Here is a 15,275-nt window from a genome sequence, read left to right on the forward strand (position 1 = left end):
GTCCCGTACAACACCCGGGAGCGCTCAGGATTCCCTGGTTAGGGTGGGTGCCATGGACGCCGTTCGCCGCCCGGTCGCCGTGTTCGACCTGGACAACACCCTCGCCGACACCGCACACCGGCAGCGTTTCCTGGAGCGCAAGCCCCGCGACTGGACCGGATTCTTCGCCGCGGCGCCCCAGGACCCGCCCCTCGCGCGCGGCATCGAGCTGGTCCTGAAGAGCGCCGAGGAGTGCGAGATCCAGTACCTCACGGGCCGCCCCGAGCGCTGCCGCGCGGACACCGAGGAGTGGCTGGCCCGGCACGGGCTGCCCGAAGGCCGGATGCACATGCGGCGCGACAGCGACCGCAGGCCGGCCCGCATCACCAAACTGGAGGTGCTGCGCAGGCTGGCCCGCGGCCGTGAGGTGCGGATGCTCGTGGACGACGACGAGCTCGTGTGCGACGCCGCGGAACGCGCCGGTTTCAAGGTCGTACGGGCCCGCTGGGCGGCTTCCTCGCAGGCGCTGAAGGAAGCGCAGGAGACCGAGGGCCGCACGTAGGGCGCCCAGGCGCCTGCTACTCGTCGTCCTCCAGCCGGAAGCCGACCTTCAGACCCACCTGGAAGTGGGCGATCTCGCCGTTCTCGATATGGCCGCGCACCTGGGTCACCTCGAACCAGTCCAGTGCCCTCAGGGTCTGTCCGGCGCGCGCGATCCCGTTGCGGATGGCCTGGTCGACGCCCTCGGTCGAGGTGCCGACGATCTCCGTGACGCGGTACGTGTGGTCCGACATGGCGGTCGCACTCCTTCAGGTGGTCACTCGGTCACTCCACGGTGCCGTACGCGGCCCGGCCGCGCGAGACGGCGGACGCGGGCCGGGCGCGTCACCGTGTCACGTGCTGAGAACGTGCTGTGTCACGTAGTGAGAATTCGAACGTCAGCCCCTTGACCGACGCATTGGTACACACCAAACTCCAGGGCCACACCCGTACAAGCGTCGAAGCCGCTTACCCCCACGTCGGGCCCTCCTCCATGTCCCTGCACTGAAGGTGAGCCGCGTGAAGCACCGCACCCTCGCTCTGCCCCTGTCCGTCCTGACACTGACCGCGCTCACGGGCTGCGGAGGCATGTCGCTCGAAGGGTCGCAGGAGCGCGAAACGGTCACGGTGTGGCTGATGCAGAACAGCACCTCGAAAGGCTTCCTGAAGAAGTTCGAGCAGGAGTACGAGGCCGAACACGGTGACGTGGAGCTGGACATACAGATCCAGGAGTGGACGGGCATCGGCGACAAGGTCAACAACGCCCTGGAGAGCGACGAGGCGAGCGCACCCGATGTGATCGAGGTCGGCAATACGCAGGTGGCGCAGTACGTCGACCAGGGCGGGGTGCTCGACCTGTCCCTGGAGTCGGCGCGCGACCTGGGCATGGAGGACTGGGTGCAGGGTCTCGCCGAGCCCGGCTCCGTCGACGGGGCCCAGTTCGGCATCCCCTGGTACGCGGCGAACCGGGTCGTCCTCTACAACAAGGACCTGTTCGCCGCCGCGGGCATCAAGAAGCCGCCACGGGACCGGGAGGAGTGGCTCTCGCAGACGGAGCAGCTCAACTCCGGTTCCCGGCAGGGGATCTACCTCGCCGGACAGGACTGGTACACGCTCGCCGGTTTCATCTGGGAGGAGGGCGGCGAGCTCGCGGTGGACAAGGACGGCGTGTGGAGCGGCGCCCTGGACAGCCCCGGGGCGCTGGCCGGAATGGACTTCTACGCGCGGCTCCAGGCACTCGGCCGGGGACCGAAGGACGCGGACGAGCAGACGCCGCCGCAGACCGATGTGTTCGCCAAGGGGCAGGTCGCGCAGATCGTCACCGTGCCGGGCGCGGCGAAACTGATCGAGGAGGCCAACCCCGAACTCGCCGGGAAGATCGGCTACTTCCCCGTACCCGGCAAGCAGGCGGGACGGCCGGGCCGGGTGTTCACCGGCGGTTCGGACCTGGTCATCCCCGAGCGCACCGACCAGAAATGGGCGGCGTTGAACGTGATCAAGGAGCTGGCCGGTGAGCGCTGGCAGAAGGAGCTGGCCACGACGATGGACTACGTTCCCAACAAGACCACGCTCGCCTCGGTGGTCGACGGGAAGCCGGGCGTCGCCGCGATGGCCGCGGGTGCGGCCCGCGGCCGGGCGACGCCCAACTCCCCGCTCTGGGCGGCCGTGGAGGCCAACAATCCGATCAAGCGCTACATGACGGAGGTCCTGACCGGCGCGGATCCGGCGCAGGAGGCACGCAAGGCCTCGCGGCAGATCACGGAGCTGCTGGACGTGCGAGGGGAGTAGGGCGAGCGGGTGCGACGGGCGGCGGAAGAAATCCGTTGCCCGGCCGACCGTCGCCCCAGAAGGATGCGGGGGGACGCAACACCGCACCACCACGGGGGATTTCCGTCATGAGCGCACGCCTGCGCCAACTCGCCAAGGCGACCGAGGCCATCGTCGAAGCCGGCGAGTACACCGCACCGAGCGGACGCACGGTCGAACTCGCGTACCGGATCGCGGCCGCACGCTCCGGTACGCGACTGCACGGCCCCGACCCGGTGGAGTGCACCGTCGACGCCACCCGCCCGACCGGCTTCGAGGTCACCCCGGAAGGCAGCACCCAGGCGGCCCGCCGGCTCGTGGCCGAGGCCCGCGAGCCCGTGGCCGTCCTCAACTTCGCCTCCGCCCGCAACCCCGGCGGCGGCTTCCTCAACGGGGCCCAGGCCCAGGAGGAGGCGCTGTGCCGCGCCTCCGCCCTGTACACCTGTCTGCGCGAAGTCCCCGAGTTCTACGCGCACCACCGCGCCCACCGCGACGCCTTCTACACGGACCGGGTCATCCACGCGCCCGCGGTCCCGGTGTTCCGCGACGACAGCGGCCGGCTCCTCGAAGAGCCGTCGGACATCGGCTTTCTGACCTCGCCCGCCCCCAACGCGGGAGTGATCCGCCGCAGTCAGCCCGACGAGGCGCACCGCATCGGGCCGGCGCTCGCGGCCCGGGCCGAACGCGTCCTGGAGACGGCCGTCGCGCACGGCTACCGGCACCTGGTCCTCGGGGCCTGGGGCTGCGGTGTGTTCCAGAACGATCCGGCCCAAGTGGCCGGTGCCTTCCGTACGTTGCTCACGGACGAAGGGCGCTTCGCCGGGCACTTCCGGCGCGTGGTGTTCGGCGTGCTCGACCGCCAGGGCGGCGCGACCCGCGCGGCCTTCGAGCACGCCTTCCCGACGTCCTAGGACAGGCCCTGGCCGTCAGCTCCACCCGTACCGCTCGCGCAGTTTCAGCGTCACCAGGTTGAACCGCCCCCGGTCGAGCGCACACGCCTCGCGCCGCATACCGCGTTCGTGGATGCGCAGGACCCGGTCCAGGTCCACCCAGGAGTCACGGCCCGAGCTGTCCCAGGGGCCGCTGCCGAGTGCGACCCACTCCCGGTCCTGGTCGTGGCGCTTGCTGGACAGCTGGATGCCGAGCAGCGTGCCGGCCGCCTCCCGGGCCACGATCAGGACCGGACGGTCCTTGCCGCGGCCGTCGTTCTCCTCGTAGGGCACCCAGGTCCACACGATCTCCCCGGGATCGGGGTCGCCGTCGTGCGCGGGCGCGTACTCCATGTGGACGGCACCCACCTCGTGCGGCTCGGCCTCGGCCGTCGCATGCGGTCCGCCGCGCCCCGGTACCAAGGCCTGCCCGGCCGCCTGCTGCTCCGTCATCCCTGCTCCACCCTCCATACGCTCCGGTGGGGTCACGTTAGGGCCTGTCCGGAGCAGCCCGCAGCGCGGGGGCCCGGCAGGAACCGCAGGCTCGCCCCATGTCAGCCCGTAGCGTCATCGTCGCCGCAGCCCTCGCCCTCACCCTCGCCGCCGCACCCCACCCGGACGTCGCAGGACCGTCCGGCGCCGACCAGGAAGCGGCCCCTGCGCCGCGTACCGTCTCCGGCTGGCTGCCGTACTGGGACCAGGAGTCCGCGTACCGCACCGCCCTGCGCCACCGGGACCAGCTGCACACCGTCAGCCCGTTCTGGTACGAGGCGAAGGACGACGGCCGGGTGGCGCCCCACATGGGCGCGGGCGACAAACGGGTGATCGACGGACTGCACAAGGCCGGCATCAAGGTGGTGCCCACCGTGCACGAACGCCTCGGCCCCGGCCGGCTCGCCGCCCTCGTCACCGACCCGAAGCGCCGCGCCCGCCATATCGAGGCGCTGATGACGACCGTGCGCAGCCGTGCGTACGACGGGCTCGACATCGACTACGAGACCCACGCGCCCAGCCCGGACGACACCTACCCACAAGTGCGCGCCGGATACGCCGAGTTCATCACCGCCCTGTGCCGGCGGCTGCACGCCGAGCGCAAGCAGTGCATCACCACGGTCTCCCCGCAGGCCCGCGGGAACGGCCGGATCTGGGACTACCGGCGGCTCGGTGCCGCGAGCGACCGGCTGCGGATCATGGCGTACAACCTGCACTGGGCCGGCGGGAAACCGGGGCCCGTCTCCTCTCCCGACTGGTACGAGGACATCCTGAAGCACGCCACGCGCCTCGTGCCCCGGGCGAAGATCGAGATGGCCCTGCCCGCGTTCGGCTGGGATTGGGCGGCCACCGGCAAACCGGCGCGCGCCCGCGCCGTCACCTGGCAGTCCGCGGAGGAGCTGCGGCGCAAGAAGGGCGCCCGCTATCACCTCGACCCGGAGTCGAAGACGCCGCACTTCTCGTACATGGAAGGCAAGCAGCGCCGCGTCGTCTGGTACCAGGACGCGCGCGGCACCGCGGCGCATCTGCCGGTGCTGCGCAAATACGGGGTGCGCCATACGGGGCTGTGGGCGCTGAACTTCGAGGACCCCGCGCTGTGGCGGACGCTGGCCCGGGGGTGAGACCGGGCCAGGCTGTGGCGGACGCCGGCCCGGGGTGAGACCGGGCCAACGGCCGCGTGGGCGTGGTCAGTCCGCCTTCTTCGCCTCCTCGTCGAGGGCGACCGGTTCCGCCGCGGGCTGCTGAGCCGGCACGCTCCCGTTGACGAGGCCGCCGAGGCGGCCGTCCCCGTTCACCTGCCCGTTCCCGTTCATCGCGGACATCAGCTGCCGCGCGAGGCCGAGCCCGGTGCCGCCCATCGTGAGCGCCTTGGCGAGCAGGTCGCTCATCCCGTCCGCCCCGTTGAGCACCACCATGTTGTCCACCGAGTCGAAGGCACCCGCGCCCGCCCGGACGATCTCCGGCCAGTTCTCGGCGAGTTGCTGGGCGATCACCGCTTCCTGGTTCGTGGCGAGCGCGTCCGCGCGCGCCTTGATCGCATCGGCCTCGGCCAGCCCCCTGGCCCGTACCGCGGCCGCCGCGGCGAGACCGCGTGCCTCGGCCGCGGCGGCGTCCGCCTGACCGGTCACGCGGGTCGCCGAGGCATCGGCGGCGCTGGCCAGTTCGGTCTCCTTGGCCTGCGCCTCGGCAGCCGAGACCCGGGCGTCGCGTGCGGCCTCGGCGATCGTGCGGGTCTCATAGGCCCTGGCGTCCGCGGGCTTGCGGACGTCCGCCTGGAGCTGCTGCTCCCTGCGCCGCGCCTCCAGCTCGGCGACCCGCGTCTCCTGCACCACGACCTCCTGCCGTGATGCCGCCTCGGCGAGCGGACCCGCCTGCGCCGACTCGGCGCTCGCCCGGTCCCGTTCGGCCTTGTAACCGGCCTGCAGGATCTCGCTGTCCCGGGTGGCCTCCGCCATCCGCGCCTGGGCCTGCTGCTCCGCCTCGGTGGCCCGCCGGTTGGCCTCCGCCTGCGCGATCCGCGCGTCCCGCTGGACGGCCGCCGCGTGCGGCATCGCGAGGTTCTGGATATAGCCCGTCGGGTCCTCGATCTCATGGATCTGCAGCGAGTCCACGATGAGACCCAGCTTCTCCATCTCCGTCCCGCACGCGGCCCGGGTCTGCCCCGTCAGCTTGTCCCGGTCGCGGATCATGTCCTCGACCGTCAACCCGCCCACGATGGACCGCAGATGGCCCGCGAACACGTTGTGCACGCGCTCGGCCATCAGCCGCTGCTGGTCGAGGAAACGCCGGGCCGCGTTGGCGATCGACACGAAGTCGTCGCCGACCTTGAAGATCACCACGCCGCGGACCTTCAGCGGAATGCCCTGGTGGGTGACGCAGTCCACGGACAGTTCGGTCTCGTTGAGATCGAGCGAGAGCCGCCGTACGGCCTGCACCCCGGGCGTGACGAGCGTGCCGCGCCCGGTGACGATCCGGAAGCCCATGCCTTCGCCGAGACCCTCGGTACGGTGTTTCGAACCGGAGATGACCAGCGCCTCATTGGGTTCGGCGACCCGCCACATGGCTTTGAACAGGCCCACGACGACGATCAGACCGCCGATCGCAAGCCCCACGATGATGCCGACAGACATCGGCAACCCCCCTTGTCCACGACGCCGGCCGGCGTCGTGTGGGGAGTGTCCTGCCGGCCAGGGCAGGGGTGAAGGCACTGAGGACTTCTTGTTGCGATCCTGACGACAGCGGACGCCGGCCCGTCAACTTCCGTATGCCGCCTGGACATACACGGTCCTCGGCGGCTGGTACTCGACGACCATCACCACCGTCCCGGTGTCGATCCGGTCCTTCGCCGAGGCGGGATACGCGAGGAAGTGCTCGGCGCCGCCACGGATCCGCACGATCACCTCGCCGACGAGTCCGGGCCCGACCGTGCCGGTCACCCGTCCCGTCAGGCCCACCATCGACACATCGTCCACGCATTCACTGTACGTCTCAACTGGGCGTTGCCGGAGGGGTGTTCACGTTCACGTGGACACCCCCGCGCCCGGTGGTCACGCAGCCGTGGCTTCGCCGGGCCACTGCTCGTACCACTTCAGCTCGTGCTCCAACTGCGCCGCCAGCGAGATCAGCAGCGGTTCGCTGTTCGCCGGACCCAGCAGCTGCGCCCCGAGCGGCAGGCCGTCGGAGCCGAAGCCGGCGGGCACGTTCACCCCCGGCCAGCCGAGGACGTTCCAGGTCCATGCGTACGGGCAGGCCGCGATCATCGCCTGGTCGGTGCGGGGCCCGTTCAGCCGCGCGATGGTGTCGATCCTCGGCGGTCCGGTGGCGGTCGTCGGCGCCAGGATCACGTCGTACGTGGAGAAGAGCGCGCCCACCCGCCGGTGCAGCCGGGCCTCCGCCTTGCGCGCGGCCCGCAGTGGCGCCCCGCGGAGCAGCCGCCCGAGCCGGGCCGCCTCGAGGGTGCGCGGATCGAGCAGGGACGGATCCGGCACCCGCTCCACCCACTCGGCGATCCCCGCGGTGCCGCGCGGCACGAAGGTGAGACCGATCCGCCCGTACGAGGGGTCCGCGGCCTCGACGGTGTGGCCGAGCCCCGCCAGCCGCTCGGCGAGCGCGGTCACGGCCTTGCGCACGTCAGGGTGCAGCCGCTTGGGCGTGGCGGTGAACGGCATCTTCAGCGAGAGCGCGATCCGCAGCCGCCCGGGCTCGCGCTCGGCCGCCTGCGCGGCACGGATCGCGGGCGGCTTGTGCAGATCGCCTTCGTGGCTGCCGCTCGCGCAGTCGAGCAGCAGTGCCGCGTCCGCGACGGTGCGGGCCAGGGTGCCGTTGACGGTGATGCCCTGGAAGGCCTCGGCGTCCGGCCAGGAGGAGATCCGGCCGCGCTGCGGCTTGATCCCGACGAGATGCGTCCACGCGGCCGGGATCCGCACCGATCCCGCACCGTCCGAGCCGAGCGCCGCCGGCACCAGGCCCGCGGCGACTGCGGCCGCGGAACCACCCGACGAACCGCCCGGCGTACGCCCGGTGTCCCACGGATTACGGGTGTTGCCGAACGCAGGGCCCTCGGTGAACGGCCACTGGCCGAGCTCGCAGGTGTTGGCCTTGCCCACGATCACGGCACCGGCCGCCCGCAGCCGCCGTACCGCCTCCGCGTCCCGCTCCTTGGCGGGGAAGTCGCCCGGGCACCCGAACGCGGTCGGCTCCCCGGCCACGTCCATGTCGTCCTTCACCGCGACCGGGACCCCGAGCAACGGCAGCCGCTCACCGTCCGCGAGCCGCCGGTCGGCCTCGCGCGCTTCGTCGAGCGCGGCCTCTCCCCGCACCCGGCGAAAGGCGTTCAGCGAGGACTGGGTGGCCTCGATCCGGGCCAGACTCTCCTCGACCAGGGCGACGGACGAGGTCTCCCCGGCGGCCAGGGCCCGGGCGGTCTCGGCCAGGCCTGCGCTGCGGGCGGGTGTCATGGGCCACCTCGGGATCGGCTGCGGGTACGCGGCACGTTACCGGCTGGTAAGGGTGTGCGGTAAGGGGTGCGGCAAAGCCGTCTGGAAGGATGCTGCACGTCATGGTGCAGATTCCGAAGCAGGCGGGACAGCCGCCCATCGAGAGCGAGGAAGCGCAGGGGCCACGGCCGGTACCGACCAGCGCCGATGTGGCCCGGCTCGCCGGTGTGTCACGTGCGACGGTCTCGTACGTCCTGAACAACACCTCCTCCGTACGCATCAGCGAACCCACCCGCCATCGCGTCCGGGCCGCGGCCGAAGAGCTCGGCTATGTGCCGCACGCCGCCGCGCGCAGCCTGCGCGCCGGGCACTCGCGCATGGTCCTGATGCCCGCCTCGCACGTCCCGGTCGGCCCGCTGTTCAGCCACTTCCAGTACGAACTTCAGTGGGCGCTGCGCCGGCTCGACTACACCGTCGTGCAGTACGGCAGCGTCGGCATGGGCGGCGACGAGGCCGCCCGGGCCTGGGCGGAACTGCGGCCGGTGGCCGTGTTCGTACCGGGCACGCTCGAGCCGGGGCAGGTCGAGGTCCTCAAGCGGGCCGGCGCCAAGGCCGTGGTCACGCTGGGGTCCGAGCGGGTCGAGGGCGCGCATGCGCTGCTCATGGACCATCGCGAGGTCGGCCACTGTGCGGGGGCGCATCTGGTGGAGCGCGGGCGGCGCCGTATCGGCGTCGTGGTGCCCGAGGAGACCGGTCTGCAGGTGTTCTCCGAACCGCGCCTGGCGGGCGTACGGGCGGCGGCCGAACCGGCCGGCGCGCAGGTCGTACCGCTGCCGCTGGCCTACACGGAGGAGTCGGCGGCCGAACTGGCCGCGCGCTGGCGGGAGTCGGGCCTGGACGCGGTGTTCGCGTACAACGACGAATACGCGATGCTTCTGATGCGCGCGTTGCAGGACGCGGGCATCGCGGTGCCCGAGGAGACCTCCGTGATCGGCGCGGACGATCTGCTGCTCGGCAAGCTCATCCGCCCGCGGCTGAGCACCGTCCGTCTCGAGATGCCCTCCGGTCAGCTGCTCGCCGAACTGGTCGACCGCGTCGTGCGCGCGCCGGGCGCCGAGCCCGAGGTGCACGATCTGCTTGCGGCTTCGATGGTGGTGCGGGAGTCGAGTTGAGCGGGCACCGGGGTCGCGGGAGTCGCAGTTGAGCGCGCACTGGGGTCGCGGGAATCGCAGCTGAGCGCGCACCAGAGGCGCGGTAGCCGACCTGCGCGCGTGCCCGCACGCCGCGAAATTCGATCGCCCCGGCCGGACCGAGCCGTTACCCTCGCCGTCGCCGGCAGGTGGATCACCCCGCCGGCCCGAAGCCACAACAAAGGGGGCGGGCCATGGAGTTCGCGCACGCGAGGACCGACCGCCTGGGCATGCTGCTCGACCAGTTCGACAAGGCACGGGAGATGGCCGAGGTCCGGCTGACCGGGCTCACGGACGACGAGTACCTCTGGGAACCGGCCGCCGACTGCTGGTCGCTGCGCCCCCGCGGCGAGGCGAGGACGCCGCGGGCGTTCGGGCCGGGGGAGTGGCTCCTCGACCTCGGCAACCCGGATATCCCGGGCGGTGAGTACGCGGAGATCGGCCGGCAGATCGCCTCCGGGATGACGGTCGAGGAGATCGCCGAGGACTGGAGCGTGAGCTCCGCACGGGTCGAGGAGGTCCTCGCGCACACCGGCCCCGTACCGCCCGACAAAACCCCGGTCACCACCATCGCCTGGCGCCTGTGCCATCTCCACTACGAGTTCGCGGGCGGCTGGGAGTGGACCTTCGGCGAGCGCAAGCAGGACCCCAAGCTCATGGTCGACTTCACCCCCTCGGCCTCCCTCGCCCTCGAGCGCTTCTGGGAGACGGTCGGCCGCTGGCGCGACGCCGTCGAGGGCGTGAGCGAGGAGCAGCTGGACCAGGTCGGCTACTCGCAGTACCCGTACGGATCCGACCCCGACGACCCGTACATCACCGTCGTGTGGGGGACGAACTTCGAATTCATCCACCACATGGCCGAGATCGCGCTCCTGCGTGACCTGTGGCGGACTCGCGCCTGACGCCTCAGGCGGGCGCGGCGGTCGAATCACGTACCTGTAGCTGAACGGGGACCGCCTCCGGATCCACCGGTGCGGCCCCCTGCATCTGCCGCACCAGCGCTTCGCCCGCGAGCCGGGCGAGCAGCCCCCGGGGCACGCCCACCGTGGTCAGCGCGGGCGAGGAGTAGCGGGCCATCCCGATGTCGTCGAACCCGGTCACGGAGACGTCCTCGGGCACCCGCACCCCGAGGTCCTTGAACCGGGCCAGCGCCCCGAGCGCCACGAAGTCGTTGTACGCGACCACCGCACGCGTGCCGCCCTCCAGTGCCGCGGGCGCCGCCTCGTATCCGGCCTCCATGGTCGCGCCGCACGGGAGGGTGCGGAACGTGAGCCCGAAGTCCTCGGCGGCGCCGAGCGCGCGCAGCCGTTCGGCATTGGCCCAGGAGGCCTCAGGGCCGGCGAGATAGACCACCTCGCGGTGCCCGAGCTGCGCGAGGTGCCCGCAGACGGCGAGCATGCCGCGGAAGAAGTCCGCGGTGATGGTGTGCAGTTCGAGCCCGAGCAGCACACGGTTGGCGACGACCATCGGGTGGCCGCGGCGGGCCAGATCGGCCAGATCGGCGCGCGGCATCCGCGGCGAGCACAGCAGGATGCCGTCCGAGTGCCGGATCAGATCGTCCGCGAGCTCCCGCTCCTCGTACGGATCCTCGCCCGAGTCCATCACCAGGACCCGGCGCCCGCTGCCGCGCGCCACGTCGGAGAGGGCCTTGAGCATGTCGTGGAAGTACGGGTTGGCGAGATCGGGCACCAGGACGCCGATCGTTCCCGATCGCCCCCGCGCCAGTCCCTGCGCCGCCGCGTTCGGCCGGTAGCCGAGCTCCACGATCACCTGCCGCACGCGTTCCGCGAGCGCCGCGTCCACCGAGTCCACCCCGTTGACCACGCGCGAGACCGTCGAGATCGAGGCACCCGCGGCGCGCGCCACATCCCCGATGGTCGTCCGGCGCTGCCGATTGGAAGTCGCCACCCCTGTCACCCCCACCGTTCCCGCTGAGTCGGAGCGGGAAAGCCATTGCACTGCGCGCAAATTAGCAGGTGGGTGCAGTGGGGTCAGCGGGAGGTGAGTGACCGGTTCCCACAGGGCGCCGGTGCGTGGAGCGGAACGGTGAAGAGCAACTCCTCCACACCTACTCACAGTTGTGTATCGAACGTGTGCGGCAGACCATCCGATTCCCGTTCGACACGACTACGATGTTGCACGCTCAACCAGATGGGGGTGCGTTCGAGCAACGGTCGCGGCTTGCCCGGCTGCGCCGGATCGCGGACTCCTCTCCTGCGGCCACCGAACGGGCCGCGCTCTACACGGGACTTCCTCTGAGAAGCTGACGGCGCGTCCGCCGGCTTCTCGCGTCGCACAGTACGTCGACGCTTCGTCGACAGAACGGAGCCATGGCATGCCCCTGCTCGACCCCAAGACCTGGCAGTCCCGGCCGCTGGGCGGCGGTGAGCACGCGGTGACCGAGCCCGCCACCGGCGAAGAGCTCGCCACGGTGATGCTCGCTTCCCCCGAAGACGTGGCGAGCGCGACGGCCGCCGCGCGTGCCGCGCAGTCCGCCTGGGCGGCGACCCCGCACTTCGTACGCGCGGCGGTGCTGCGCAAGGCGGGCGACCTGTTCTCCGAGCACGCCGAAGAGCTCACCGAATGGCTGGTGCGCGAGTCCGGCTCCATACCGGGCAAGGCCGGTTTCGAGCTGCATGTCGCGGCCCAGGAGTGCTACGAGGCGGCCGCGCTCGCCTCCCGCCCCACGGGCGAGGTACTGACCAGCGAGGCCCCGCGTCTCTCGTACACCCGACGGGTCCCGGTCGGCGTCACGGGTGTGATCGCCCCGTTCAACGCACCCCTCATCCTGTCGATACGCTCCGTCGCCCCGGCGCTCGCGCTCGGCAACGCGGTGGTGCTCAAGCCCGATCCGCGTACGGCCGTGTGCGGCGGGCTCTTCCTGTCCGCGGTCCTCGCGGAGGCCGGACTGCCCGAGCACCTTCTGCACGTCCTGCCCGGCGGGCCCGAGGTCGGCCGCGCGCTCGTCGCCGACCCGCTGGTCCCCGTGATCTCCTTCACCGGCTCGACCGCGGCAGGACGCGCGGTCGGCGAGGCCGCGGGCCGCCACCTCAAGCGCGCGCACCTCGAACTCGGCGGCAACTCGGCCCTGATCGTCCTCGAGGACGCCGACCTCGACGCGGTGATCTCCACCGCGGCCTGGGGCTCCTTCTTCCACCAGGGCCAGATCTGCATGACCACCGGCCGCCACCTGGTGCACTCCTCCCTCTACGAGGAGTACGTCGAGCGCCTCGCGGCCAAGGCCGACTCGCTCGCCGTCGGCGACCCGCACCGCGCCCAGGTCCACCTCGGTCCGCTGATCGACTCCGGGCAGCTCACCAAGGTGCACGGCCTGGTCACCGCCAGCACCGGGCGCGGAGCGCGGCTCGCGGCGGGCGGCACCCACGAGGAGCTGTTCTACCGGCCGACGGTGCTCGCCGACGTCGACGAGTCCTCGCCCGCGTACGCCGAAGAGGTCTTCGGGCCGGTCGCGCCGGTGCGGTCCTTCGGCACGCTCGACGAGGCGGCGGCGCTCGCGGCGGACAGCGAGTACGGGCTCTCGCTCGGCATCGTCACCCGCGACACCGACCGCGGACTCGCCCTCGCGGACCGCATCCCGACCGGGATCGTGCACATCAACGACCAGACCGTGAACGACGAGGCGGTCGCCCCCTTCGGCGGCGTCGCGGCCTCCGGGACCGGGGCGCGGTTCGGCGGCGCGGCCAATATCGAGGCGTTCACGGACGTGCGGTGGACGACCGTGCGCGGGGATGTCGCGGGGTACCCGTTCTAGCCGTACGCGAAGGACCTGAGCATGCGCGAAGGGGCGCCGTTTCCCACGGAAACGGCGCCCCTTGCGTGTACTTCTCGGTCCGCGTACTGCGGCCGACCGTTCTGCCTACTGCGGCTGACCGTTCGCCCCGGCCTGGCCCGCCTGCTTGGCCTGCTCCTCGGCGACCTGCTTGCGGACCTCCTCCATGTCCACCTTGCGGGCCTGCCCGATCACGTCCTCGAGGGCCGACTCCGGCAGCGCACCGGGCTGCGCGAAGATCGCGACCTTGTCGCGGATGATCGCGAGCGTGGGGATCGACTGGATCCCGAAGGCGGCGGCCAGCTCCGGCTGCGCCTCGGTGTCGACCTTGCCGAAGACCAGGTCGTCATGGCGCTCCGAGGCACCCTCGTAGACCGGCCCGAACTGCTTGCACGGGCCGCACCAATCGGCCCAGAAGTCGATCAGGACGAACTCGTGCTCGGTGACGATCTCGTCGAAGTTTTCCTTGGTGAGTTCCAGGGTGCTCACGGTGTTTCCTACCATTTCGCCGACGGCTGGTGGCTGCCCCGCACAACTGCGGGAGTCTCCGGTCTATTCCGGGACGGATGTCGCTGACGAATCCGTGCCGGGTCGACTGCCCCTGTGGCCACGGACTACACCTGCCACCAGACTGGCATTCATGGCACAGGGACATGTGGAGACGACCGAATACGACGTGGTGGTCCTGGGCGCGGGCCCGGTGGGCGAGAACGTGGCCGATCGCGTACGGGCCGCGGGCCTGAGCTGCGCGGTGGTGGAGAGCGAACTGATCGGCGGCGAGTGCTCGTACTGGGCGTGCATGCCCAGCAAGGCGCTCCTTCGCCCGGTGATCGCCCGCTCCGACGCGCGCAAGGTGCCGGGCCTGAGCGCGGCGGTGCAGGGCCCGCTGGACGCCGCCGCGGTGCTCGCGAACCGGGACGCGTTCACGAGCCACTGGAAGGACGACGGCCAGGCGGCCTGGCTGGACGGCATCGGCGTCCGGATCTACCGCGGTCACGGCAGCCTCGACGGCACGCGCCGGGTCAAGGTCAAGGGTCCCGAGGGCGAGCGTCATGTGCTCACGGCCCGGCACGCCGTCGCGGTCTGCACCGGCACCCGTGCCGCGCTGCCCGATCTGCCGGGCCTGACCGGCGCCCGCGCCTGGACCAGCCGCGAGGCGACCAGCGCGCAGTCCGTGCCGGGGCGGCTGATCGTGGTCGGCGGGGGAGTGGTGGCGACCGAGATGGCCACCGCCTGGCAGGCGCTCGGTGCGCAGGTCACTCTGCTCGTACGGGGATCAGGTCTGCTGCCGAAGATGGAGCCGTTCTGCGGGGAGCTGGTCGCGGAGGCGCTGCGCGAGGCCGGCGCCGACGTCCGCACCGGCACCTCGGCCACGTCCGTCTCGCGCTCCGGCGACACGGTCACGGTGACCTTGGACGACGGCTCGACGCTCGAGGCCGAGGAACTGCTCATCGCGACCGGCCGCGCGCCGCGCACCGACGACATCGGCCTGGAGTCGGTGGGCATCACACCGGGCCGGTACCTCGACGTGGACGAGAGCTGCCGGGTGGTCGGCAGCGACTGGCTGTACGCGGTGGGCGACGCGAACGGGCGGGCGCTCCTCACCCACCAGGGCAAGTACCAGGCACGGATCGCGGGCGCCGCGATCGTGGCCCGCGCCCAGGGCGTCCCGCTCCTGGAGACGGACCGCTGGGGCGCCCACGCGGCCACCGCGGACCATGACGCGGTGACCCAGGTGGTCTTCACCGACCCCGAGGTCGCCTCCGTCGGCCCGTCCCTCGCCGAGGCGGAACGCTCCGGGCGCAAGGTCCGCGCCGTGGACTACGACATGGGCTCGGTCGCGGGCGCGTCCTTGTACGCCGAGGGCTACCGGGGCAAGGCCCGCATGCTGGTCGATCCCGACCGCGAGGTGCTCATCGGCGTGACGTTCGCCGGCCCGGGCGCGGGCGAACTGATCCAGGCGGCGGCGATCGCGGTGGCGGGCGAGGTCCCCATCGACCGCCTGTGGCACGCGGTGCCGGCGTATCCGACGATCAGCGAGGTGTGGCTGCGGTTGCTGGAGACGTACCGGGGCTGAGACGTTTCGTGACCGAGGCGCTCCGACCGACCGTGA

Annotated in this window: 15 protein-coding genes; 8 read left to right on the top strand and 7 right to left on the bottom strand. The window is 71.8% G+C overall.

Annotation, left to right across the window (positions count from 1 at the left end; translation table 11 throughout):
• The first annotated feature begins 52 nt into the window (after nucleotides 1-52).
• Nucleotides 53-541, top strand: coding sequence for a phosphatase domain-containing protein (locus G6045_RS01165; RefSeq protein WP_165329818.1), 489 nt, complete (start codon nucleotides 53-55; stop codon nucleotides 539-541).
• A gap of 16 nt (nucleotides 542-557) precedes the next feature.
• On the opposite strand, the gene G6045_RS01170 is transcribed toward G6045_RS01165, so the two are convergent.
• Nucleotides 558-773 (bottom strand): dodecin, encoded by a 216-nt coding sequence (locus G6045_RS01170; protein ID WP_165329819.1) that lies wholly within the window; start codon nucleotides 771-773, stop codon nucleotides 558-560.
• Between the two features lie 265 nt (nucleotides 774-1,038).
• On the opposite strand from G6045_RS01170, the gene G6045_RS01175 reads away from it, so the two are divergent.
• Nucleotides 1,039-2,307: an extracellular solute-binding protein gene (locus G6045_RS01175; protein WP_165329820.1), complete on the top strand. Its 1,269-nt coding sequence runs from the start codon at nucleotides 1,039-1,041 to the stop codon at nucleotides 2,305-2,307.
• A 107-nt stretch (nucleotides 2,308-2,414) separates the two neighbouring features.
• Complete coding sequence (locus G6045_RS01180; RefSeq protein WP_165329821.1) at nucleotides 2,415-3,236, top strand: TIGR02452 family protein; 822 nt, start codon at nucleotides 2,415-2,417, stop codon at nucleotides 3,234-3,236.
• A gap of 15 nt (nucleotides 3,237-3,251) precedes the next feature.
• On the opposite strand, the gene G6045_RS01185 is transcribed toward G6045_RS01180, so the two are convergent.
• Complete coding sequence (locus G6045_RS01185; RefSeq protein ID WP_165329822.1) at nucleotides 3,252-3,707, bottom strand: type II toxin-antitoxin system PemK/MazF family toxin; 456 nt, start codon at nucleotides 3,705-3,707, stop codon at nucleotides 3,252-3,254.
• A 98-nt stretch (nucleotides 3,708-3,805) separates the two neighbouring features.
• Here G6045_RS01185 and G6045_RS01190 point away from each other — a divergent pair, with 98 nt between their 5' ends.
• On the top strand, nucleotides 3,806-4,867 hold the full coding sequence (locus G6045_RS01190) for a glycosyl hydrolase family 18 protein (RefSeq protein ID WP_165329823.1): 1,062 nt from the start codon (nucleotides 3,806-3,808) through the stop codon (nucleotides 4,865-4,867).
• Between the two features lie 66 nt (nucleotides 4,868-4,933).
• On the opposite strand, the gene G6045_RS01195 is transcribed toward G6045_RS01190, so the two are convergent.
• The 3 genes from G6045_RS01195 to G6045_RS01205 form a co-directional block, all read right to left on the bottom strand.
• Nucleotides 4,934-6,376 carry a flotillin family protein gene (locus G6045_RS01195; RefSeq protein ID WP_165329824.1) on the bottom strand — a complete coding sequence of 481 codons (1,443 nt, stop codon included), beginning with the start codon at nucleotides 6,374-6,376 and terminating at the stop codon, nucleotides 4,934-4,936.
• Nucleotides 6,377-6,499: 123 nt separating this feature from the next.
• On the bottom strand, nucleotides 6,500-6,703 hold the full coding sequence (locus G6045_RS01200; protein WP_165329916.1) for a hypothetical protein: 204 nt from the start codon (nucleotides 6,701-6,703) through the stop codon (nucleotides 6,500-6,502).
• Nucleotides 6,704-6,793: 90 nt separating this feature from the next.
• Nucleotides 6,794-8,203, bottom strand: a complete 1,410-nt coding sequence (locus G6045_RS01205; protein WP_165329825.1) for an amidase — start codon at nucleotides 8,201-8,203, stop codon at nucleotides 6,794-6,796.
• A 101-nt stretch (nucleotides 8,204-8,304) separates the two neighbouring features.
• Between G6045_RS01205 and G6045_RS01210 the strand changes: the two genes are divergently transcribed.
• Nucleotides 8,305-9,354 (top strand): LacI family DNA-binding transcriptional regulator, encoded by a 1,050-nt coding sequence (locus G6045_RS01210; protein ID WP_165329826.1) that lies wholly within the window; start codon nucleotides 8,305-8,307, stop codon nucleotides 9,352-9,354.
• A gap of 212 nt (nucleotides 9,355-9,566) precedes the next feature.
• Complete coding sequence (locus G6045_RS01215) at nucleotides 9,567-10,274, top strand: DinB family protein (protein ID WP_165329827.1); 708 nt, start codon at nucleotides 9,567-9,569, stop codon at nucleotides 10,272-10,274.
• A 4-nt stretch (nucleotides 10,275-10,278) separates the two neighbouring features.
• On the opposite strand, the gene G6045_RS01220 is transcribed toward G6045_RS01215, so the two are convergent.
• Entirely contained in the window at nucleotides 10,279-11,280 is a 1,002-nt protein-coding gene (locus tag G6045_RS01220) for a LacI family DNA-binding transcriptional regulator (RefSeq protein WP_328707617.1), read from the bottom strand.
• A gap of 427 nt (nucleotides 11,281-11,707) precedes the next feature.
• Here G6045_RS01220 and G6045_RS01225 point away from each other — a divergent pair, with 427 nt between their 5' ends.
• Nucleotides 11,708-13,144, top strand: coding sequence for a benzaldehyde dehydrogenase (locus G6045_RS01225; protein ID WP_165329829.1), 1,437 nt, complete (start codon nucleotides 11,708-11,710; stop codon nucleotides 13,142-13,144).
• 105 nt (nucleotides 13,145-13,249) lie between these two features.
• Here G6045_RS01225 and G6045_RS01230 read toward each other — a convergent pair whose 3' ends face one another.
• Nucleotides 13,250-13,651 (bottom strand): thioredoxin family protein, encoded by a 402-nt coding sequence (locus G6045_RS01230; RefSeq protein WP_408056285.1) that lies wholly within the window; start codon nucleotides 13,649-13,651, stop codon nucleotides 13,250-13,252.
• 151 nt (nucleotides 13,652-13,802) lie between these two features.
• Here G6045_RS01230 and G6045_RS01235 point away from each other — a divergent pair, with 151 nt between their 5' ends.
• On the top strand, nucleotides 13,803-15,239 hold the full coding sequence (locus tag G6045_RS01235; RefSeq protein ID WP_165329831.1) for a dihydrolipoyl dehydrogenase family protein: 1,437 nt from the start codon (nucleotides 13,803-13,805) through the stop codon (nucleotides 15,237-15,239).
• The last annotated feature ends 36 nt before the right edge of the window (nucleotides 15,240-15,275 follow it).

Source organism: Streptomyces mesophilus (genome assembly GCF_011044995.1).
Classification (GTDB): domain Bacteria; phylum Actinomycetota; class Actinomycetes; order Streptomycetales; family Streptomycetaceae; genus Streptomyces; species Streptomyces mesophilus.